At 63.0% G+C, this 20,888-nt stretch carries 22 protein-coding genes; 2 read left to right on the top strand and 20 right to left on the bottom strand.

Annotated elements, in window-relative coordinates; genetic code table 11:
- Window positions 1-381: 381 nt before the first annotated feature.
- Window positions 382-1,530, top strand: coding sequence for a type III PLP-dependent enzyme (locus KW821_RS00715; protein WP_042653982.1), 1,149 nt, complete (start codon window positions 382-384; stop codon window positions 1,528-1,530).
- Between the two features lie 79 nt (window positions 1,531-1,609).
- Here KW821_RS00715 and KW821_RS00710 read toward each other — a convergent pair whose 3' ends face one another.
- From KW821_RS00710 to yfcD, 3 genes are all read right to left on the bottom strand, one after another.
- A complete protein-coding gene (locus tag KW821_RS00710; protein ID WP_218289912.1) occupies window positions 1,610-2,578 on the bottom strand; it encodes a calcium/sodium antiporter in 969 nt (322 codons plus the stop codon).
- A 124-nt stretch (window positions 2,579-2,702) separates the two neighbouring features.
- Window positions 2,703-3,176, bottom strand: coding sequence for a peroxiredoxin (locus KW821_RS00705; protein WP_218289911.1), 474 nt, complete (start codon window positions 3,174-3,176; stop codon window positions 2,703-2,705).
- Between the two features lie 68 nt (window positions 3,177-3,244).
- Complete coding sequence (gene yfcD / locus KW821_RS00700; protein ID WP_371317589.1) at window positions 3,245-3,757, bottom strand: NUDIX hydrolase YfcD; 513 nt, start codon at window positions 3,755-3,757, stop codon at window positions 3,245-3,247.
- Window positions 3,758-3,941: 184 nt separating this feature from the next.
- Here yfcD and KW821_RS00695 point away from each other — a divergent pair, with 184 nt between their 5' ends.
- Window positions 3,942-4,157 (top strand): DUF1107 family protein, encoded by a 216-nt coding sequence (locus KW821_RS00695; RefSeq protein WP_218289910.1) that lies wholly within the window; start codon window positions 3,942-3,944, stop codon window positions 4,155-4,157.
- A 95-nt stretch (window positions 4,158-4,252) separates the two neighbouring features.
- Here the strand turns inward: KW821_RS00695 and KW821_RS00690 are convergent, their stop codons facing one another.
- The 17 genes from KW821_RS00690 to KW821_RS00610 form a co-directional block, all read right to left on the bottom strand.
- Window positions 4,253-4,996 (bottom strand): amino acid ABC transporter ATP-binding protein, encoded by a 744-nt coding sequence (locus KW821_RS00690; protein WP_042653987.1) that lies wholly within the window; start codon window positions 4,994-4,996, stop codon window positions 4,253-4,255.
- Window positions 4,997-5,167: 171 nt separating this feature from the next.
- Window positions 5,168-6,262: an amino acid ABC transporter permease gene (locus tag KW821_RS00685; RefSeq protein WP_218289908.1), complete on the bottom strand. Its 1,095-nt coding sequence runs from the start codon at window positions 6,260-6,262 to the stop codon at window positions 5,168-5,170.
- Between the two features lie 9 nt (window positions 6,263-6,271).
- Entirely contained in the window at window positions 6,272-7,459 is a 1,188-nt protein-coding gene (locus KW821_RS00680) for an amino acid ABC transporter permease (protein ID WP_256353256.1), read from the bottom strand.
- A gap of 68 nt (window positions 7,460-7,527) precedes the next feature.
- Window positions 7,528-8,547: an amino acid ABC transporter substrate-binding protein gene (locus KW821_RS00675; protein ID WP_042653990.1), complete on the bottom strand. Its 1,020-nt coding sequence runs from the start codon at window positions 8,545-8,547 to the stop codon at window positions 7,528-7,530.
- 501 nt (window positions 8,548-9,048) lie between these two features.
- Entirely contained in the window at window positions 9,049-9,363 is a 315-nt protein-coding gene (locus KW821_RS00670) for a DUF2845 domain-containing protein (protein ID WP_218289907.1), read from the bottom strand.
- Window positions 9,348-10,361 (bottom strand): ABC transporter permease, encoded by a 1,014-nt coding sequence (locus tag KW821_RS00665; protein ID WP_218289906.1) that lies wholly within the window; start codon window positions 10,359-10,361, stop codon window positions 9,348-9,350. The genes KW821_RS00670 and KW821_RS00665 overlap by 16 nt, the downstream gene beginning before the upstream one ends.
- A 192-nt stretch (window positions 10,362-10,553) precedes the next feature.
- On the bottom strand, window positions 10,554-11,435 hold the full coding sequence (locus KW821_RS00660; RefSeq protein ID WP_218289905.1) for an ABC transporter ATP-binding protein: 882 nt from the start codon (window positions 11,433-11,435) through the stop codon (window positions 10,554-10,556).
- A gap of 117 nt (window positions 11,436-11,552) precedes the next feature.
- Complete coding sequence (locus KW821_RS00655; protein ID WP_042653994.1) at window positions 11,553-12,164, bottom strand: FKBP-type peptidyl-prolyl cis-trans isomerase; 612 nt, start codon at window positions 12,162-12,164, stop codon at window positions 11,553-11,555.
- 180 nt (window positions 12,165-12,344) lie between these two features.
- A complete protein-coding gene (locus tag KW821_RS00650; protein WP_218289904.1) occupies window positions 12,345-13,067 on the bottom strand; it encodes a copper homeostasis protein CutC in 723 nt (240 codons plus the stop codon).
- A gap of 42 nt (window positions 13,068-13,109) precedes the next feature.
- Entirely contained in the window at window positions 13,110-14,012 is a 903-nt protein-coding gene (locus tag KW821_RS00645) for an ROK family protein (RefSeq protein WP_218289903.1), read from the bottom strand.
- Between the two features lie 111 nt (window positions 14,013-14,123).
- Window positions 14,124-14,630, bottom strand: coding sequence for a GNAT family N-acetyltransferase (locus tag KW821_RS00640; RefSeq protein WP_218289902.1), 507 nt, complete (start codon window positions 14,628-14,630; stop codon window positions 14,124-14,126).
- Entirely contained in the window at window positions 14,618-15,427 is an 810-nt protein-coding gene (locus KW821_RS00635) for a M48 family metallopeptidase (RefSeq protein ID WP_218289901.1), read from the bottom strand. Before KW821_RS00635 ends, KW821_RS00640 begins: the two co-directional genes overlap by 13 nt.
- A 153-nt stretch (window positions 15,428-15,580) precedes the next feature.
- On the bottom strand, window positions 15,581-16,555 hold the full coding sequence (locus tag KW821_RS00630; protein WP_042653999.1) for a PstS family phosphate ABC transporter substrate-binding protein: 975 nt from the start codon (window positions 16,553-16,555) through the stop codon (window positions 15,581-15,583).
- A 288-nt stretch (window positions 16,556-16,843) separates the two neighbouring features.
- Complete coding sequence (phoR, locus tag KW821_RS00625) at window positions 16,844-18,136, bottom strand: phosphate regulon sensor histidine kinase PhoR (protein WP_042654000.1); 1,293 nt, start codon at window positions 18,134-18,136, stop codon at window positions 16,844-16,846.
- Window positions 18,137-18,144: 8 nt separating this feature from the next.
- On the bottom strand, window positions 18,145-18,834 hold the full coding sequence (phoB, locus tag KW821_RS00620; protein ID WP_042654001.1) for a phosphate regulon transcriptional regulator PhoB: 690 nt from the start codon (window positions 18,832-18,834) through the stop codon (window positions 18,145-18,147).
- Window positions 18,835-18,936: 102 nt separating this feature from the next.
- On the bottom strand, window positions 18,937-19,347 hold the full coding sequence (locus KW821_RS00615) for a VOC family protein (RefSeq protein WP_218289900.1): 411 nt from the start codon (window positions 19,345-19,347) through the stop codon (window positions 18,937-18,939).
- A 119-nt stretch (window positions 19,348-19,466) separates the two neighbouring features.
- Window positions 19,467-20,747 carry a GGDEF domain-containing protein gene (locus tag KW821_RS00610; protein ID WP_218289899.1) on the bottom strand — a complete coding sequence of 427 codons (1,281 nt, stop codon included), beginning with the start codon at window positions 20,745-20,747 and terminating at the stop codon, window positions 19,467-19,469.
- Window positions 20,748-20,888: the final 141 nt, after the last annotated feature.

Genomic DNA, 20,888 nt, shown 5'->3' with positions numbered 1-20,888 from the left:
AACTGTGAGCTGTCTCCCGCTCGGCCGCCCGGGGCCGCGCTTTTTTTCCACTGGCGCCAGCATCCAGAAGAATGTTACTTGTTCGTTAACTATCAACAGCTTACCGAGTTTCATTCGACCCATTCTCGAGACAGCTTCGCCACCTCGTTGCATATCGACAGCATCTTTCGTCTCGACCAGAAAAACTTGCCAACATATCCAATCAAAATGCTTGCACAGAAACGCAATAAGCCGATAATCCCGCGCATAACTAAGCACTTTGCCGAGGAGTTATGCATTGTGCCTGGTGGGTCCCTCCGGACCACTCGCCTGAGCCGGCCGCTGCCGTCTCAACAAACCAAGGCTAGGGCAGACCTGCCCCCTAAGGACTTTCAAAACAGAATGAACGAGACCCTGATCGCACAAGATTACCGTCAGCTGGTTGAACAATTTGGCTCCCCCCTGCTGCTGCTCGACAAGGCAGCCGTCCGCAAACAGTATCGGGCCCTGGCCGCCGCCCTGCCCGATGTGCGCTTGCACTATGCACTCAAGCCCCTGCCCCATGAGGCGGTGGTCTCTGTCTTGAAGGAAGAAGGGGCCTGTTTCGATCTGGCCACCAATGGCGAAGTGGATCTGGTGCGCAGCCAAGGGGTTCGCCCGGGACGCTGTATTCATACCCATCCCATCAAGCGCGACAGCGACATCCGCTATGCGCTGGAGTTCGGCTGCACCGTGTTTGTCTATGACAACCCGCTGGAGCTGGAGAAGTTCATTCCCTACAAGGACGAGGTGAAGCTGCTGCTGCGAGTCAGCTTCCCGAACCCGGAGACCAAGGTCGATCTCTCCAAGAAGTTCGGCTGCACCCCGGAGCAGGCGCTGCCGCTGCTGCAACTGGCCCAGGCCAAGGGCATCAAGGTGATGGGGCTGTCGTTCCACGTCGGCTCCCAGGTCCCCCACTCCCGTCGCCACGTGCAGGCCATCGACGCCTGCCGCGAGATCATGGAGCAGGCCTGGGATCTCGGGCTCAAGCCCTGGGTGCTGGACATCGGCGGCGGTTTTCCGGTGGACTATGAGGGTGGCGAGTTCGACATCGACGGCTTCTGCGCCCCGATCCGCGCGGCGCTGGCCAAGCTGCCCGCCACCGTGCAGAAGATCGCCGAGCCGGGCCGCTTCATCAGCGCGCCGGCCATGACCTCGGTGTCCAGCGTGATGGGCAAGGCCCACCGCGGTGACAAGATCTGGTACTACCTGGATGACGGCCTCTACGGCAGCTACAACGGTCAGCTCTATGATCACGTCACCTACCCGGTGAGCACTCCCTATGCCCACGGCGAGCTGCACAACGCCGTGCTCTCCGGCCCCACCTGCGACAGCGTGGACGTGATCCGCGACGGCATCATGCTGCCGGATCTGGCGATCGGCGAGCTGGTCATCGGTCGGGTGATGGGGGCCTACACCTGGGCCTCGGCCTCCACCTTCAACTTCTTCCCCAAGGCGAGCATCCTGATCCTGGACAGCGCCCAGAAGCAGAAGCTGGTGGCGGTGGCCTGATCCGGCCTGGATTGCACCAAACAAGAGGGGGAAGCAAATGCTTCCCCCTCTTCGTATCTATCTCTGCACCACTCTGGCCTCAGAGGAACTGGCTACCCAGCAGCCAGGAGGTATAGGCCACGAAGATAGCGAGCAGCAGGCCCCCTTCCCAGCGGTTGATCCTCCCCTGCCCCTTGCGGCCAAGACACATGATCAGCAGCAACAGGGTCAGCCCCATCATCAGGCTCCAGTCACGGGAAAGCACCACAGAGTCCACATCCAGCGGCGCTATGCCGGCGGCGATGCCGACCACGGCCAGGGTGTTGAACAGGTTGGAGCCGAGCACGTTGCCGAGCGCCAGATCGTGCTCCTTCTTGCGAATGGCGATGAGGGAGGAGGCGAGCTCCGGCAGCGAGGTCCCCACTGCTACTATGGTCAGGCCGATCACCAGATCGCTGATGCCAAGCGCCTGGGCTATGGTCACCGCGCCCCACACCAGCAGGCGGGAGGCGGCGATCAGCAGCACCAGGCCAACCAGGAGCCAGACGATGGCGCGCTTGAGCGACATGCCCTCGCTGCTGATATCGTCCGCGATATCCGCATCGAGCGCATCTCCCTTGCCGGTCATGCCGGCCCAGATGGACCAACCCATCAGCACCAGGAACACGGCCCCCAGGATCAGCGCATCAGTGCCACCCAGGTGGCCATCGATAAGCAGGGCACCTGAGAGCAGGGTGATGCCGAGCAGGATGGGGATCTCCTTGCGTACCACCTGGGAGGAGACGGCGATGGGGCTGATGAGGGCGGTCAGACCCAGGATCAGCGCGATGTTGGTGATGTTGGAGCCATAGGCGTTGCCGAGGGCCAGCCCAGGGTTACCCTGAGCCGCCGCCAGCACGGAGACCACCATCTCCGGGGCCGAGGTACCAAAACCTATGATCACCATGCCGATCAGCAGCGGTGGCATGCCGGCATAACGGGCGGTCGCGGCGGCGCCGTCCACAAATTTATCCGCACTCCAGACCAGCAGCGCCAGTCCGGCAATCAGGGCAACAAAAGCCAGGGTCATATTCTTCTATCCCATCGACTGCAAACACGAGAGCCAGGCTGCTAGCCTGGCTCCATCCAAAAGTGGGCTCAGTGTAGCGAGCCGCCTTGCTATTTCAAGGTGAAATCAAACAATGATTAACAGTTCAGAGCGCGGCCAGCAGACTCTCGGCATCGGACACCTCAAACTTGCCCGGCGCCTCCACGAACAGCTGCTGCACCACGCCGTCCTGGGCGATCAGGGCGAAGCGTTGCGCCCGCAGGCCACCGAAGGCGCCGGTCTCCTTGGCCAAGCCCAGGGCCTGGGTCCAGCTGCCGTCGCCATCCGCCAGCATGGTGATGGCTTCGGCATTCTGGGCCTCCTGCCACGCCCTCATCACGAAGGCGTCGTTCACCGAGAGGCAATAGATGACATCGACCCCGCGCGCCTTGAACCGGTCGGCCAGCACCACGTAACCGGGCAGATGGGCATTGGAGCAGGTGGGGGTGAAGGCGCCGGGCACCGCGAACAGCACCACTCTCTTGCCCGCAAACAGGGCCTGGCTGTCCTGCACCTGCTTGCCCTCGGCAGTCAGGAAGGTGAATTCGCCCGCAGGCAGGGATTGGCCGACAGTGATCATGATGTCTCGTCCTTAAGTGGAGGGAAGAAGTCTCAGTCTACTCCAACCCTGGAGGGGGCGACACCGGCTCACCCGTGCCGCCGTGCCTGCCAGGTTGCGATGGCGAGGAGGGAATCCGGAGTGAACTCGGCGGCCCGCGCCGCTATCTCGGCCAGGCTCATCCAGTGCACCTCGCTCACCTCCTCCGCCTGCAGCTGCAGCGGCCCCTGATAGCAGCAGCTGAACAGCCCGCCCCAGACCCTATAGCCCTCACCCTCGGCGTAGAAGGTGCCAAACGCCTGCAACGCCACCTCGCGGATACCCAGCTCTTCGGCCAGCTCGCGCCGGGCGGAGGGTTCCATCTGCTCACCCTGGGTCACCACGCCGCCGGCGCAGGCGTCCAGCATGCCGGGGCAGAAGTCCTTGCCGAGGGTACGGCGCTGCACCAGCACCCTCTCAGCCTCATCGAGCACCAGGATATAGCTGGCACGATGACGCAGATTCTCCCGCCGCACCTTGGCCCGCTCGGCGACCCCGATCACCCTATCCTGCGCATCCACTACGTCCACCCACTCCACTCGCGACACCTTCATTGAACTCATCGATGACCCGCAGTATATCGGGGCAGCGGCCTGCCGAGGCACCCTTTTTTCACGGCCAGAGACGCCGCTTCGCAGGGCGCGATAACGCCGAAAGAAGGATTCATACAACCCTTTATAAAATGTCACATCAGTGTCACGGGAGCGCGGCATAGTGTGCCCTGTCCAAGCAACAGGGTGTTTTGCCATGAAGGTGTTCAAGCAGTTGTCTCCACGCCAGATTGCCCGTTATATCAAGAGCTTCCATCACGGTAGCTTCATGATAGAGGCGCTGGGGCGCTTCGAGTTTCAGGGCGGGATCATCGATCTGAAATCCCTGAGCTGCCATCAGGCGCTGCGCCTGGCCCGGCAGATCAACCTGGCGGTGCGCGATCTGCGCACCACCGCCCTGTTGCCGGGCTGACATACTCCTTTCCGTTGGTAGTCTGCTTCCATGTACGTCTTTGCCCGCCGATCGTCGATCGTGCGGGCGTTTTTATCGCGCCCTGCCGTCGGCGCTCAATGCTGCAGGATCTGGGACAGGAACAGCTTGGTGCGCTCCGATTGGGGATGGTCGAAGAACTGATCCGGCACGTTCTCCTCGATGATCTGGCCTCTGTCCATGAAGATCACCCGATCCGCGACCTGCTTGGCAAACCCCATCTCGTGGGTGACGCAGAGCATGGTCATCCCCTCATGGGCCAGCTCCACCATGACATCCAGCACCTCGCGCACCATCTCGGGATCCAGCGCCGAGGTCGGCTCGTCAAACAGCATGACCTGCGGGTTCATGCAGAGGCTGCGGGCGATGGCCACTCGCTGCTGCTGCCCGCCGGACAGCTGACCCGGATACTTGAGCGCCTGCTCCGGGATCCTGACCCGGCGCAGGAAGGTCATGGCGATCTCCTCGGCCTCCTTGCGGGGCAGTTGCTTGACCCAGATGGGTGCCAGACAGCAGTTTTCCAGCACGGTCAGATGGGGGAACAGGTTGAAGTGCTGGAACACCATTCCCACCTCCTTGCGCACCGTCTCTATGTGCTTGAGATCCGAGGTGAGCACTGTGCCCCTGACCAGGATGTCACCGCTCTGGTGCTCCTCCAACCGGTTGATGCAGCGGATCATGGTGGACTTGCCCGAGCCGGATGGCCCGCAGATGACGATCTTCTCCCCCTTGCCCACCTGCAGGTTGATGTTACGCAGCACATGGAACTCGCCATACCATTTGTTGACGTCCTTGAGTGAAACCACGGTGTCCGTTGTCATGTTGAAGCTACTCCCGAAGCTTGTGAGCGCTGGTTCTGTGCTCCCATTACCCGTTTTTCCCCATTCCACCCCTGTCGGGCGATATTGCGCTGCATATGACAGTCGCCATGCCGTTTGTGATAGGCGGCCTTGAGCGCGGCCATCATCTCTGTTGTCATCTTGCAATCACTCCTAACGCTTGTGACCCGTGTTGAGCTTGTTCTCCAGATAGATGGAGTAGCGGGACATACCAAAACAGAACATCCAGAAAATCATGGCGATGAACACATAGGCCTCGGTGGAGAACCCCAGCCAGGCCGGATCTGCCAACGCCACCTTGGAGATGGCGAGCAGATCGAACAGGCCGATGATCAGCACCAGGCTGGTGTCCTTGAACAGGGAGATGAAGGTGTTCACCAGGGAGGGGATGGTGATCTTGAGGGCCTGCGGCATGATGATGAGCCCCATCACCTTCCAGTAGGAGAGCCCAAGGGCATCCCCCGCCTCATACTGCCCCTTGGGGATCGCCTGCAGGCCGCCGCGCACCACCTCGGCCACATAGGCCGACTGGAACAATATGATGCCGATGAGGGCCCGCAACAGCTTGTCGAGCTCCACCTCGGTGGTCATGAACAGTGGCAGCATGACGGAGGCCATAAACAGCACAGTGATCAGGGGCACCGCCCGCCAGAACTCGATATAGACGGTGGACAGGCTGGAGATGACCGGCATGTGGGAGCGGCGCCCCAATGCCAGCAGGATCCCGAACGGCAGCGCCACCGCTATCCCCACCACCGCCAGCACCAGGGTCAGCATCAGCCCGCCCCAGCGGTTGGTCTCCACCACCTCGAGGCCAACCCCGCCGTGGATCAGCAGGAAGGCGATGACCGGGAACACCAGCAGGGTAAAGATCGCCAGCCAGCCCTTGCGGGGTGTCCTTGGCCAGATCAGCAACGCCAGCAGCCCGGCCAGCCCGGCAAACACCAGGTTGATGCGCCAGTACTGATCCACCGGGTAGAAGCCGTAGAGGTATTGCCCCAGCCGACTCTCGATGAAGATCCAGCAGGCCCCTCCCTGCACGCAATCGGCACGGCTGCTCCCCAGCCAGTTGGCCGAGAACAGGGCCCAATACAGCGCGGACCAGATAGCCGGCAACAGCAGGTACGCCAGCCCCAGGGTCAGCAGGCCGTTCCACCAGTTGGGGAACAGGTTTTGCCTGATCCAGGCGAGGATCCCTCGACGATTGCTGGGCGGCGGCAGCGCTTCTTGCAACTCATTCACAAACATATTGCCTCCCTAGCGCTCCACCAGCGTCATCTTGCGGTTGTAGATGTTCATCAGCACCGAGGTGGTGATGCTGATGAGCAGATAGACCCCCATGGTCATGGCGATCACCTCGATCGCCTGCCCGGTCTGGTTGAGGGTGGTGCCCATGAACACCGAGACCAGATCCGGATAGCCGATGGCGGTGGCCAGCGAAGAGTTCTTGGTGAGATTCAGATACTGGCTGGTGAGCGGGGGTATGATGACCCGCATCGCCTGCGGGATGACCACCAGCCGCAGGGTCTTGGTGGGCGACAGCCCCAGCGCGGAGGCGGCCTCCGTCTGCCCCTTGCTGATGGCCTGGATGCCGGAGCGCACTATCTCGGCGATGAAGGCCGCCGTGTAGATGGTCAGCGCCAGCAGCAGGGCGGCCAGCTCGGGCAGCACCGTCAGCCCGCCCCTGAAGTTGAAGCCCTGCAGGGTCGGGATGCTCCAGGAGAGCGGGCTCCCCACCAGCAGGAAGGTGAGCAGTGGCAGCAGGATGAGCAGGCCTATGGAGCAGAGCCAGACCGGGAAGCTCCTGCCGGTCAGCTCCTGGCGGCGACGGGCCCAGCGACGCAGGCCCCAGCTCACCAGCAGCGCCAGCAGCAGCGCCCACAGCACATAACCGAAGCCATCCTCGAACAGGGGCTTGGGGATATACAGGCCGCGCACATTGAGGAAGGCGAGTTCTCCCAGCTCTACGCTCTGGCGCGGCGAGGGCAAGGTGCGCAGCACCGAGAAGTACCAGAAGAAGATCTGCAGCAGCAACGGAATGTTGCGAAAGGTCTCGATGTAGACGGTGGCAATCTTGGCCACCAGCCAGTTGCTCGACAGCCGGGCTACCCCGAGCACGAAGCCGAGCAGGGTGGCAAACAGAATGCCGAGCACCGACACCAGCAGGGTATTGAGCAGGCCGACCACGAAGGTGCGACCGAAGGTATAGGTCTCGTCGTAGGGGATCAGGCTCTGCAAGATGCCGAAACCGGCGGTGTTGCCCAGAAAGTCGAAGCCGGTGGTGATGCCACGGGTGGCCAGATTGGTCAGGGCATTGTTGATGATGTAGAACAGAAACGCGATCACGGCCGCAACGGCCAGGCACTGGAAGATCAGAGCCCGTACCTTCGCGTCATACCACCAGCGGCCCTGTTCTTTCCTCTGGTTCGGTGCATGTAACGCCATAGGGATGACTCCGGCATGGCCAAGGCAAGAGAGAAATGGGGGGCCAGGCCCCCCGGCAGTTCATCGACTCAGCGGATGGGCGGGGCATACATCAGGCCCCCCTTGTTCCACAGCGCGTTGATGCCTCGATCGATCTTGAGCGGAGACCCAGCCCCCACGTTGCGATCGAACGACTCGCCGTAGTTGCCGACCTGCTTGACGATGTTGTAGGCCCACTTGTCATCCAGCCCCAGCACGGCGCCCTTGGGCTCTTCCAGCCCCAGCAGACGGCGGATGTCCGGATTGGTGGATTTCAGCATCTCATCCACGTTGGCACTGGTGACCCCCGCCTCCTCGGCATTGAGCATGGCGTAGAGGCTCCAGCGCACCACCTTGAACCACTGCTCATCCCCTTGCCGCACCGCCGGGCCCAGCGGCTCCTTGGAGATCACCTCAGGCAGCACCACGGCCTCTCCGGGCTTGGACAGCTTGATCCTGAGCGAATAGAGCTGGGACTGATCCGAGGTCAGCACGTCGCAGCGCCCCGCCTCGAATCCCTTGACGGTCTGATCCGAGGTGTCGAACACCACTGGGGTATATTTCATGCCACCGTTGGCACGGAAGTAGTCCGCCAGGTTGAGCTCGGTGGTGGTACCGGACTGGATACAGACAGCGGCGCCGTCCAGCTCCTTGGCGCTCTTGACCCCGAGGGACTTGTTGACCAGGAAGCCCTGACCGTCGTAGTAGTTCACGCCGGCGAAGGTCAGGCCCAGCGAACCGTCACGGGTCAGGGTCCAGGTGGTGTTGCGGGAGAGCAGGTCGACCTCACCGGATTGCAGGGCGGTGAAACGCTCCTTGGCGGTGAGGGAGACATACTTGACCTTGCCGGCATCCCCCAGCACGGCGGCGGCGACGGCGCGACAGACATCCACGTCCAGCCCGGTCCAGGTGCCCTTGGCATCCGGGTTGGAGAATCCGGGCAGGCCATCGCCGACCCCGCACTGCACGAACCCCTTCTTCTTGACCGCGTCCAGGGTCCCATCCGCCCAGACATTGGCCGCCGTCAGCGACAGCACTATCACCATACCTGCCTTGTGTATCTGCTTCATGTCACTCTTCCCTGTGGTTTGATTCAAAGTTGGCACCCCAAACCTCATCAGATGCCTTGGTTTTCTCTGCTTTTTGCAGCTTATCCAGCCGGTTAAAAACCTGTCAATCGGTGCAACCTGGCCCACTTCTGGTGCAACAGCACAAAATGTTTAAACCGCTCGCGGTGCACCATTTGAATAGAAAATAGACCCTTATCGACCAAATAGCCTGCTGTCATAGGCCATTCATTCCATGAGGATTATTTTTTCGACAAAATGCGACTGCACCGTGGTGGGGCAACGAAGTGGCCTCATAACAGATTCATTAAGCTCAGATTTCTGTCAGCAGGCTCCAACACAGGGAGCGTTGACCCTGAAAGGCAGGAATGGGAGTGGCGGTGAAGAGCGCGATGACCCTGTGGCTTTCCGGCGCTAGGGGACGCCATTGGCGGAGCTGCCATTGACTCGGCAGGCCCCCTGCCCGCACTGGCTCTGTGATAATGCAGCCGGACGGCCAGGGGATCAGCCGCCGCGCGGGCCGTCTTCGATCTCGGTGATGACGCCGTTCTCGACGGTGACAAACTGCATGAACTCGCTCTTGCCGAAGTTGTATGTCCAGCGCTCGGCATACTTGACCGTCATCCTGGCGCCAAAGCCGTTCTCCTCGTAACGGGTCAGGTCCTCCCTGAGCATCGGCTGACCGCAGCGGATCAGCAGCTCGGCCGTGGTATCCCCCTCGGTCAGCAGGGCGCTCTTGCAACGCAGGGTACCGGCGCTCACCGGCAGCGTGGCAACCAGCAGCAGCAACCACCACATTGACTTCATTTTGCACTCCATTTGAACAGCGCGGCCCCCAGCGTGACACACACCAGGGCGAACAGGACGACCTGGGCCAGGGGCCCCGCCACCTCCTGCCAACCGGCTCCCTCCAGCATCACGGCACGGGCCGCATCGATGATCTGACTGAGCGGCAAACGCGCCGCCACTGCCTGCAACCAGGGGGGAGAGCCTTCCAGCGAAAACCAGACGCCGGATAAGAACATCATGGGCAGACTGATGAGATTGAGCAAACCGCTCGCCAGCTCTTCGTTCTGGATGCGGGCGGCGATGAGCAGCCCGAGCGAGGCCATGGCGGCGCCACCGATCAGAGCGATCAGCAGCAGCAACCAACCCGAGCCGAGCAGCGGGACGTCGAGCAGCCAGTACGCCACCAGAAACACCAGCAGACTCACCACCAGGGTGATCAGGACGCGCGACAACAGCTGGGCACAGAGGAACTCGGCCGCCGACAGCGGGGTGGCCCGCAATCGCTTGAGCACCCCGTTCTTGCGATAGCGCACTATGACGAAGCCGACCCCGAACAGTCCGGAGAACATCAGGTTCATGCCGATCACCCCGGGCAGCAGCCAGTCGCCGTAGCGGATGGCTTGGCCGCTCAGGGTCTCCTTCTGCAGCGGCATGAGCACAGCTTGGCGCAGCAGGTACTCCGCCATGGCCCCCTGGGGCGCATCCGGGTTGACCCAATAGCGCCCCTGCGCCGGCGAGAGCAGCAGATCCAGCTGATGATGGCGCACCTTGAGCCGCCCCCTCCCCTCGTCCTCATAGGGGATCAGCTTGAGCAGCGGAATGGCACCGAGGGGCTGGTAGGCGGCGGGCAGCGCCCCCAGCACCCCGATCTGCACCAGCGGCTTGGGGGGGCCGGAGAAGATGAGGGAGAAGCCGATCACCAGCAGCAGGGGGAAGGCCAGGTTCCAGATCAGCGCCGCCCTGTCTCGCACAAACTCTAGGTTGCGGGCATGGAAGAGTGCGCCGATACGCTTCACCGAGCCGCTCATGCGCCGCTCCTCAGGCTATGGCCGACCCGCTGCGGGAAGAGATCCTCGAGGTTGTGGGCATGGAAGAGTGCCCGGATACGCTTCATCGATCCGCTCATACGCCGCTCCTCAGGCTGTGGCCGGTCAGGAACAGGAAGAAACCCTCGAGGTTGCGAGCAGAGAGCAGCCCGCCGATGCACCTCATCGATCCGTTCATGAGCCACTCCTCAGGCTGTGGCCGGTCAGGTAGAGGAAGAGATCCTCCAGATTGGGGGAGCGTACCTGCATGCCGGTCAGCGGCACCCCCAGGCTGAGCAGCCTTGGCAACAGGGCCGCCACGTCTGGACAGCTCAGCTCCACCTGATCGCCATGGCGCTGCAGCGGATGGCCCAGGGTGGCGAGGGCCGGGTGATCCATCAGCCGCACCAGCACGCCGTCGAAGTGGCGGGCCAGCAGGGCCGCCGGCGTATCCAGGCTGAGCAGGTGACCGTGGTCGACGATGGCGATGCGGTCGCACAGCTGCTGCGCCTCGTCCATGTAGTGGGTGGTGAGCACCACCGTCTTGCCCTGGGCCTTGATCGCCTCGATGCGTTGCCAGAAGTGGTGACGCGCCTGGGGATCCAGCCCTGTGGTGGGTTCGTCCAAAAACAGCAGCTCGGGATCGCCGAGCAGCGCCAGCGCCAGCAGCAGACGCTGACGCTGGCCGCCGGAGAGCTTGCGGCTGTCCCGATCGATGAACTCGCCGAGGGCACACAGCTCGATGAGCAGCTCCCGCGACAGGGGATTGGGATAGAGACTGGCAAACAGACGCAGGGTATCGCGCACCGTCAGGAAATCCTGCAGCGCCGTGTGCTGAAACTGGATGCCGATACGGGAGCGGTAATCGGGGCCGCGGGGGGCGCCATGAAACAGGATCTGGCCGCTGTCCGGGGTGAGGATCCCCTCCAGCAGCTCTATGGTGGTGGTCTTGCCCGCCCCGTTCGGCCCGAGCAGGCCGAAGCAACTGCCGGCGGGAATGGCGAAGCTGAGGCCATCCACCGCCTTGACGCCGGGAAAGTGCTTGATAAGGTCGATGACCTCGATGATGGCTGCCATGGTCGCACTCCAGGGAGAAGCCCTGACTATAACCCGGGCATCTGCCCATTGCCCGGCCCCGAGGCCCCAAAAACAAACGGCGACCCTGAGGTCGCCGTTTGCATCAAGCCAGCCGGATCACAGGATGTCCAGCAGCTCCACTTCGAATACCAGTGCGGAGTACGGCGGGATGGAGCCGGCACCACGGGCACCGTAGGCCAGATCGTGCGGGATGTAGAGCTTCCACTTGGAGCCTACCGGCATCATCTGCAGCGCTTCCACCCAACCGGCGATGACGCCGGTCACCGGGAATTCGGCCGGCTCGCCACGGGCGACTGAGCTGTCGAACACGCCACCGTGGGTGAAGGTACCGTGGTAGTGCACGCGCACGGACTGGCCGGCCACCGGCACGGCGCCATCGCCTTCCACCATGACTTCGTATTGCAGACCTGAGTCGGTCACCTTGACGTCGGCGCGCTTGGCGTTGTCGGCCAGGAAGGCTTCGCCTTCACCGGCAGCGGCCTTGGCAACGGCTTCCTGCTGTTCCTGCATGCGGGCGGTGATGACCTGGAAGGCATCGTTGATATCGTCACGGCTGACCGCGAACTCCAGACCATTCAGGGCATCTGCCAGACCTTGTTGCAGGGCCGGGATATCCAGACCGGCGAACGCTTGCTGCGCCAGTTGATCACCCATGTTGCGGCCGATGCCATAGCTGGCCTTCTGTTCGATAGAGTCGTATTGGGACATTGAGATGTAGCTCCAGATCCAAGTAATGAGGCATGTAAAAGAGACGGGATGATATCAGACTTTTTCCCGGGGTGCTGCCGGCGCCGGCCCTGATTTCCCCGCCGGTGGGAGAGAGTTCACACCAGCCGGAGGCGAACGCCGCCCATTGGCGGCGATCTCCTCAAGAGCTAACCACTCTCGTCAGGCGTCCAGCAGCGCCCGCACCGCCGCCACCTTGGCGCCGTCGGTGATATTGACCCGGCCGTCGTCCGAGGTGCCCATGTTGACGCCGTGGGGTACCATGCCGCCGCGCCAGCCCATGCCGGACATGTGCACCTCGCTCACCCCGGTGAACTCGAGGATGGTGCGCACGTTGTCCGCATTGACCCCGGCCCCCGGCATCAGGCTGGCGCGACCCGCCAGCGTCTGCTGCATGGCCTGCAGGGTCTCCAGACCCGCCAGGGCGGTCGGTGCATGGCCAGAGCTCAGGATCCGCTCACAGCCGGCCGCGACTATGGTCTCCAGATCGGCGCGCCAGTCGGAACTGAGATCGATGGCGCGATGGAAGGTGACGCCGAGGGGGCCGGCGGCGTCGACCAGCTGCTGGAGCAAAGCGGCGGGCACCCGGCCGGCCTCGTCCAGCAGACCCACCACCACACCCTGCAAGCCGGCGGCACGGGCGGCGGCCACATCCAGCAGCATGAGCTCGAATTCGGCGGCACTGAAACAGAAATCCCCGGCGCGGGGGCGGATCATGGCGTACACCGGGATGGTCGCGTGGCGCGCCACCTGTTGCATGAAGCCATAGGAGGGGGTGAGACCACCCAGTCCCAGCGCAGAGCAGAGCTCGATGCGATCCGCGCCAGCCTGCTGAGCGGTAAACAGGGATTCCAGGTTGTCGATACAGATTTCAAGACGGGTCATGATGACTCCTTATTCCGGGGAGATCAGACCCTGTGTCTGATCTCATAAATTGAGCAAGGCCGCACCGCGTACCCCGCCGGCACCGCCGAAACGGGCCTGGCGGATCGCCGGCAGGGCGACGCCGGGCAGCAGATGGCCGGGCAGGCGCTGCGGCAACTGTTCATAGAGGGCGGGCAGGCCGCTAAGGCCACCCCCCAGCACCACCACCTCGGGATCGATCACCGAGATGGCGGTGGCGAGCCCGGCGGCCATGATCTCCAGCCAGCAGTCGATGGCCGCCAGAGCGCTGGGCTCCCGGGCATCGGCGCGGGCGACGATCTGGTGGCCGCTGGCCCGCTCGCCGTGGAAATGATGATAGAGCCGCTCCAGGCCGGTGCCGGAGGCATAGGTTTCGAAACAGACCAGGCGGCCACAACCGCAGCGAGGACGAGGCAGGTCGGGATACTTCATCAGGATGGTGGCCGGCAGCGGGTAATGGCCTATCTCCCCCGCCAGCCAGTTGCGCCCCTGGATGAGCCTGCCTACCAGATAGACGGCGCCGCCGATGCCGGTGCCAATGGTCACCCCCAGGGCGCTCTCCGCCTCGGCGGCAGCCCCTTGCTGCACTTCGGACCAGAGGAAGCAGTTGGCGTCGTTGTCGACACTGACGGTACGACCCAGCAGGGTCGCCAGATCCGCCCCCAGATGACGGCCATGGATGGCGGGCAGGTTCGCGGCCACTATGCTCCGATCGTGGCGATTGAGGATGCCGGGAAAACCGATGCCGACCGCCCCTCTGGTGCCAAACCGGGCGTCGGCCTCCAGGGTCCTGGCGAGAATGAGTTGCTGCAATCCCTGATAATCGTCACCCGGGGTGCTCATGCGCTCCTCGTGACAGAGATTCAAGCCGCCGTCATAGACCGCGAAGGCTATCTTGGTGCCGCCAATATCAAAGCCGTAATACATGCCCACACTCCCTTGCCGGTGAACCGGGTCACCTCAGTCTGTCCAGAAGGGGCACATTGTATTAATTCGCAAAAAAAATAAAGTGACCGGAGGCCAAAAACGGGAGCCAGCTCAAAGCAAACGGAACATTTGTCGCTGCAGGCAGGGTTGCCCGAAGCTCTGCAGGGTGCGCTCCTGGCCATCAAAGATGAAGCCGCGGCGCTGGTAGAAGCGCTCCCCGATGTCGTTGCCATCCAGCAGCCACAACCTGACGCATTCGCAGCCTTCCCGGCGCATCTGCATCGCCACCGCCTGCCACAGCCGCTTGCCGTGGCCCTGACACCAATGGTCGGGATGCAGGTAAAACGCCAGGATGCGGGCCGTCATCAGCGCCCCCTCCCGCGCCGGCTGCCAATAGAGCAGGCCGATGACCAGCTCCCCCAGGCAGAGCAGCATGGGATGGGGGCCCGGCTCGGCGAGCCGGTGGCGCCACACCCGCAGGTGCGCGGTGACCGCCAGCCGGGTCAGCGGCGCCTCCCCGAGCACCTTGCCATAGGCCGCCAGCCAGCTGGCCCGCTGCATCACCGTCATGGCGGCGGCGTCAGCGGGGCGGGCCATGCGCAGACTTATGCCTTGCACTGAGGAGTCAGACCTGCGGCGCGGGCCTGTTGATACAGGGGCTGCGCCTCGGCCTGCTGGGCCTGCAGCTCGGCGATGCGGTTCTGATCACTCGGGTGGGTGGAGAGCAGCTGGGGCGGCGCCTTGCCACCGGAGGCCGCGCTCATGTTCTGCCACAGGGGAATGGCCTGGGCCGGGTCGAAGCCGGCACGGGCCATCAGATCCAGCCCAAGCCGATCGGCCTCGCTCTCCTGTTCACGGCCATAGGGCAGGGTGATCCCCACCTGGACCCCGAGTCCGAGCGCCGCCATGGTGGCGCCGCCGCCCTGACTGCTGCCCAGGGCCACATCGGCCACCGCCAGCCCGATGCCGGTCAACTGATCCCGGGAGAGACGCTCGTTGGAGTGCTGGGCCAGCACATGGGTCAGCTCGTGACCTATGACGGTGGCGAGCTGATCCTGATTCTTGGCGACCTTGAGCAGGCCGCTGTAGACCCCGATCTTGCCGCCAGGCAGGGCGAAGGCGTTCACCTCCTTGGAGTCGAACACCACCACCTCCCAGCTGGTGATGCCGTAGCTGGCCGGCACCTGGGCGGTGATCGCCTTGGCCACGCAGGAGACATAAGCGTTGAGCCTGGCATCCTTGCTCACCTTCTCCTGCTTCTTCATCTGATCGAAGGAGTCGGCCCCCAGCTGGTTCATCTGCTGGGGGGAGAAGAGCAGCATCTGGCTGCGGCCGGTCGGCGACTGGGCACAGCCGGCCAGCAGCGAACCGCACAGAGCCACCAGGCCGATTTTGGACAGAGAAGAGGCGCGCATGAAGGGATCCTTTACCTTGAAGTTGCCCTATTTTCGGGAATGCCGCCGTCCGGTGCAAGCCGCCAGCCATGACATGCGACCAAAAAGATCCCATGGCGCCAATAAAAACGAGCCCGCATGGGGCTCGTTGTTCTGTACTGGCGAGGCGCTGGCTTACATCAGGCCCAGCTTCTTCAGGTCGGCCTGGACCACCTTGGCGGGGACAGGCACGTAACCGTCCTTGGCCACTATGGTCTGACCGGCCTTGGAGAGGATCATCTTCACAAACTCTTGCTCCATCGGGGAGAGCGGCTTGTTCGGATGCTTGTTCACGTAAACGTACAGGAAGCGCGAGAGCGGATACTTGCCGGTGATGGCGTTGTCAGAGGTCGCCTCGATGAAGGTCTTGCCATCCTTGGAGAGCGGCACGGCACGCACGCCTGAGGTGACATAACCGATGCCGGAGTAGCCGATGCCGTTCAGGGAGGAGGAGACGGACTGCACCACGGAGGCGGAGCCCGGCTGCTCGTTCACGCCGCTCTTGAAGTCGCCGTTACACAGGGCGTGCTCCTTGAAGTAACCGTAGGTACCGGATACCGAGTTGCGACCGAACAGCTGCAGATCCTTGCTGGACCAGCTGCCATCCAGACCCAGATCGGACCACTTGGTGGCGGCCTTGGCTTCGCCGCACTTGAGGGTGCTGGAGAAGATGGCGTCGATCTGCGGCATGGTCAGCCCCTTGATGGGGTTGTCCTTGTTGACGAACACGGCCAGGGCATCGACCGCGACGCGGATGGCGGTCGGCTTGTAGCCGTAACGCTTCTCGAATGCCTCTTCTTCACCGGCCTTCATGGCACGGCTCATGGGGCCAAACTGGGCGACGCCCTCGGTCAGTGCGGTCGGCGCGGTAGAAGAACCGGCGGCCTGGATCTGCACGTTGACGTTGGGGTACATGCGCTTAAATTCTTCGGCCCACAGGGTCATCATGTTGGCCAGGGTGTCTGAGCCGACAGAGGACAGGTTGCCCGAGATGCCGCTGGTCGGGGCGTATTCCGGCAGGTCTTTATCCACACCGGCAGCCAGAGTGCTGACAGAAAACAGGGTTGCTGCGGTGAATCCGATCACACCGGCCAGTTTGTTGAGTTTCATCCAATCTCTCCAAAATTACAGAAGGCTATTGCCAATACATGGCGCCGATTAACACTGTCTTGCGGTGGTCAACCCGACTGCACCAGTCAGATTGTTGAGTTTCATTCCCTAGCCTCTATCTCCAAAGTGACAGAAGGTCTGTTCTTAAGACGGCGCCAGTATCTGACCTGGCAATGACAAATTTATGGATTTAATGTGACACTTTGATGACATGGCGGCAGATGCTGGCAGATGAGAAGGGGGCCTCGCAGAGGCCCCCTTGATGACGCTAACGCATTGCTGCCGAGGCTATTTCACCACCATCCTCGCCGGGATGAGGAAGCTGAAGCGGCTGCCGACGCCGACCTGGCTCTCTATCTCGAGCTGGGCGTCGTGATGACTCAGCGCGTGCTTGACGATGGCGAGGCCGAGCCCGGACCCCCCGGTGTGGCGGGAGCGCGCCTTGTCGACCCGATAGAAGCGCTCGGTGAGACGCGCCAGATGCTCAGGCGGTATCCCCTCCCCCTCGTCCTGCACCGCGAACAACGCCATGGCCCCCTGCTTGCGCCACTCCACGCTGATCTTGCGACCCGCCGGGGTGTAGTGAATGGCGTTGTAGACCAGGTTGGAGACGGCGCTGCGCAGCTGATCCCTGTCCCCTCGCACCAGCAGGCCGGGCTGCACCCTGAACTCTATCTGGTGCGCATGCTCCCCGGAGAGCGCCCGCGCCTCCTGCTCCAGCAACCCCAGCATGGCGGGCATGTCCACCAGATGGGACAGATCCACGGTCGGAGCCGCCTCGATCCGCGACAGGGTGAGCAGCTGATTGACCAGATTGTCCATGCGGATGGTCTGCTCCATCATCACCCTGTGCGCCTTGGCCCACATGGCGGGCGGCGGCGGCTCCTCGGTCATCTCCAGATAACCCTTGAGCACGGTGAGCGGGGTGCGCAGCTCGTGGGAGACGTTGGAGACGAAGTGCTTGCGGGTCTTCTCCAGACTGCGCAACCGGGTCACGTCGCGCACCACCAGCATGGCCTGATCCTCGGCGTAGGGCATGATGCGAAACTCGAGCGACTTCTCCTCGTTAATCGGGGAGTTCATCTCGAAGGGTTCGTCATACTGCCCCTTGCCGAGGTAGGCGACGAAGGCGGGATTGCGGATCAGGTTGCCGATGTGCTGACCGGCATCCTCAGGCCAGCGAAAGCCGAGCAGCTGCTCCGCCAGCCGGTTGCACCAGAGGATGCTGCCATCGGTGCGAAACACCACGGCCGCATCGGGCAGCGCCTCGGCCCCCTCCCGAAAGCGGCGGATCAGACCCGCCAGCTCGCGGCGCCGGGCCCGGTGGCGCTGCTGCAGCTTGTAGATGCCGTTGAAGATGTATTCCCAGCTGCCGCTGCCGTTGGGGGGCACCAGGCTGCGATCGTGCCACAGCCAGTCTGACAGCCGCTTCTGGAAGCGGTAGTGCCAGCCGAGGTGCAGCAGGGTGGCTAGCAGCAGGCAGAGGGTGAGGTAATTCGTCAACCAACCTACCAAGACGAAGGGGGCGTAGAAGAACGCCATTCGCCACAACTGTCGCCGCCAGGCGTAAGGTTGCAACATGTTAGCCCCTAGAGACGGGTTGAGAAGCGATAACCGGCTCCACGCACCGTCTGGATCAATCTGTCGTGCCCCGTCTCTTCGATCGCCTTGCGCAGGCGACGGATGTGCACATCCACGGTTCTGTCCTCCACATACACATTAGTACCCCAGACGTTGTTGAGCAGTTGCTCGCGGCTGTAGACCCGCTCCGGGTGCGTCATGAAGAAGTGCAGCAGCTTGAACTCGGTTGGCCCCATGTCGAGCGCCTTGTCTTCGGCGCTGACGCGATGGGAAACCGGATCCAGCTTGAGCCCCTGCACCTCGATCACCTCGTCCACCGAGGTAGGGGAGACCCGACGCATCACGGCATGCAGCCGCGCGGTCAGCTCCTTGGGGGAGAACGGCTTGGTGATGTAGTCGTCGGCTCCCGCCTCCAGACCGCGCACCTTGTCCTCCTCCTCGCCACGGGCGGTCAGCATCACCACCGGGATCTGGCGGGTCACCTCATCCTGTTTGAGTTGCTTGATAAACTGGATGCCACTGCCACCGGGCATCATCCAGTCCAGCACGATAAGTTCCGGGTAGGGCTCACGCACCTTAGCCAAGCCATCGGCATAGTCTTCCGCTTCAATCGTCTCATATCCCTTTTGCTCGAGCACGAAGCAGAGCATTTCGCGGATTGGTGCCTCGTCCTCGACCACCAGAATTCGCTTAGCCATATCCCTTCTCTCTCCTCTGTGAAGATGGGTGCGCCAATTATTAGAACTTTCTGTGACACTTTTATGACTTTATGACGGGCGGGATAATAAACGTTTTCAGTTTCAGTTGGCAGCGACGCGTTGCAGCAGGTCCCAGCGGTTGCCACTGAGGTCCTCGAACACCACCACAGTGCCATAGGCCTCGACCCGGGGCTGTTCACAAAAGTGCACGCCATAGGCCTGCATCCGATGGTAATCGCCCCAAAAATCGTCGGTCTCGAGGAACAGGAAGACCCGGCCACCGCCCTGCCGGCCGATGGCGGCCTCTTGCTCGGGATTGGCGGCTCGCGCCAGCAACAGCGCCGCACCGGAGGCGCCACGGGGGGCGACCCGCACCCAGCGCTTGCCGGGCTTGCCCGGCTCGTCGAGCGGGCTGTCTTCCAGCAGGGCGAAGCCGAGCCCCTGGGTGAAGAAGGCGATGGCCTGGTCGTAGTCGGCCACCAGCAGGGTCAGGGCGCCAAGGAGTTGCGGCATGGGGATGTTCCTCGTCAGATGAGCCGGGCGGCGAGCGCCCTCATTGCGGCGCAGCATAGCGGGCTTTTGACCGCAGAGGCCAGCACGGCCAGTGCATTTGAGGGCACCACCGCACGCCCTTACTCCACCTCGACCCGGTTACGGCCCTGCTTCTTGGCCCGATAGAGCGCCTCGTCGGCCCGCTTGAGCACGCTTTCCAGCGGATCGCCGCGCCGCTCCGCCACCCCGAAGGAGGCGGTGATCTTCAGGCCCCTTGGCCAGTGCGGATAGCCGACCAGCGCGGCCCGCAGCCGCTCGGCCAGCGCCAGCGCCTTGCCCTGCTCATGGTGCAGGCAGACCAGCACAAACTCCTCTCCCCCCCAGCGCACCAGACGGCAGAGGCTATCGCAGTGGCGCAGCACCTCACTCACCATGTGCTTGAGCACCTCGTCTCCCATGGGGTGGCCATGGTTGTCGTTGACCCGCTTGAAGTGATCGATGTCGATATAGATGAAGGAGAGCGGTATCTCGCCGAGCTCGCTGAGCAGCTTCTCGCCGCCGAACCGGTTGAGGGCCCCGGTCAGGGGATCGTAACGGGCCTCCTCCTCGGTGCGCCGACTCTGCTCGCTCAGGCTCAGGCTCAGCGCCTCGGCCGCCCGCCGCGCCGCCCTGGCCTTGCGCAGCCGGTCCCGCATCAGCAAGTGCTGCACCAGAAACAGCGTGAGCCCGTAGGCCAGCCAGCTCAGCAGCAGGGGACGATAGAAGGAGCCAGCCCGCCCCCAGCGGCCATAAAACTCCATCTGCTCCAGCGCCAGCCGGTAGTGGCCGGGCTTCATGCCGACGCCGGAGGCGATCTCGATGGCAAAGACGTGGTGCAGATCCGGCCCCTGCTGGGAGAGCGGGATCTTGTACTGCTGCACCCACCAGGTGGCCGGGGTAAATACCTTGAGCGGCACGTCCTGGACACGGCCGTAATCGTCGGGGCGGAAGATCACCTCGTTGAACTTGTGGGAGGTCTCATCCCCGGGCTTGGAGTAGGCGGGGTGATAGTTGCGCAGATAGAGTCGCCATACTTGCTCCCCCTCGCCCTCGACCCGCAACTTGATGCGCACCCCGTCGAAATGGGAAAGATCGATTCCCTGCTCGGGCTTGGCCAGGGTCAGAGCCAGCTCACAGAAGGGAAATTCGTAGCCGGCGCGCAACTGGCAGTCGATGGCGGGTTGCTCCCGTGATGGGAGCAGGGAGGTGACCGAATGGCCCCCCAGCGGGCGATCATCATGCACGGTGACGGACAGTTCGGTATTCGCCACCATCTCCAGCCGTCGATCGGGCCCGAATTCAAACAGCAGGATCGCCAGCAGGCTCAATACCAGCAACACCCAGAACAACAGGTTGGTCACGCGAGAATAGGAAGGAAGCATATGTATCACGCCTAAACAGGACTCTTACTCTACACCTTCCGATCCGGCTCCAACCTGCTCCGGATCCGAAGGTTATTACACGCGCCGCCTCGGGCGCCATGGGCTAACGGGCCGCTGACATGCCTAGGGGCATGCGGGGCC

Origin of the sequence: Aeromonas sp. sif2416, from assembly GCF_019218665.1 — a bacterium.
GTDB lineage: Bacteria > Pseudomonadota > Gammaproteobacteria > Enterobacterales > Aeromonadaceae > Aeromonas > Aeromonas encheleia.
The sequence above is the reverse complement of the archived record's forward strand: the minus strand, read 5'-3'. Positions and strand labels throughout refer to the sequence as shown.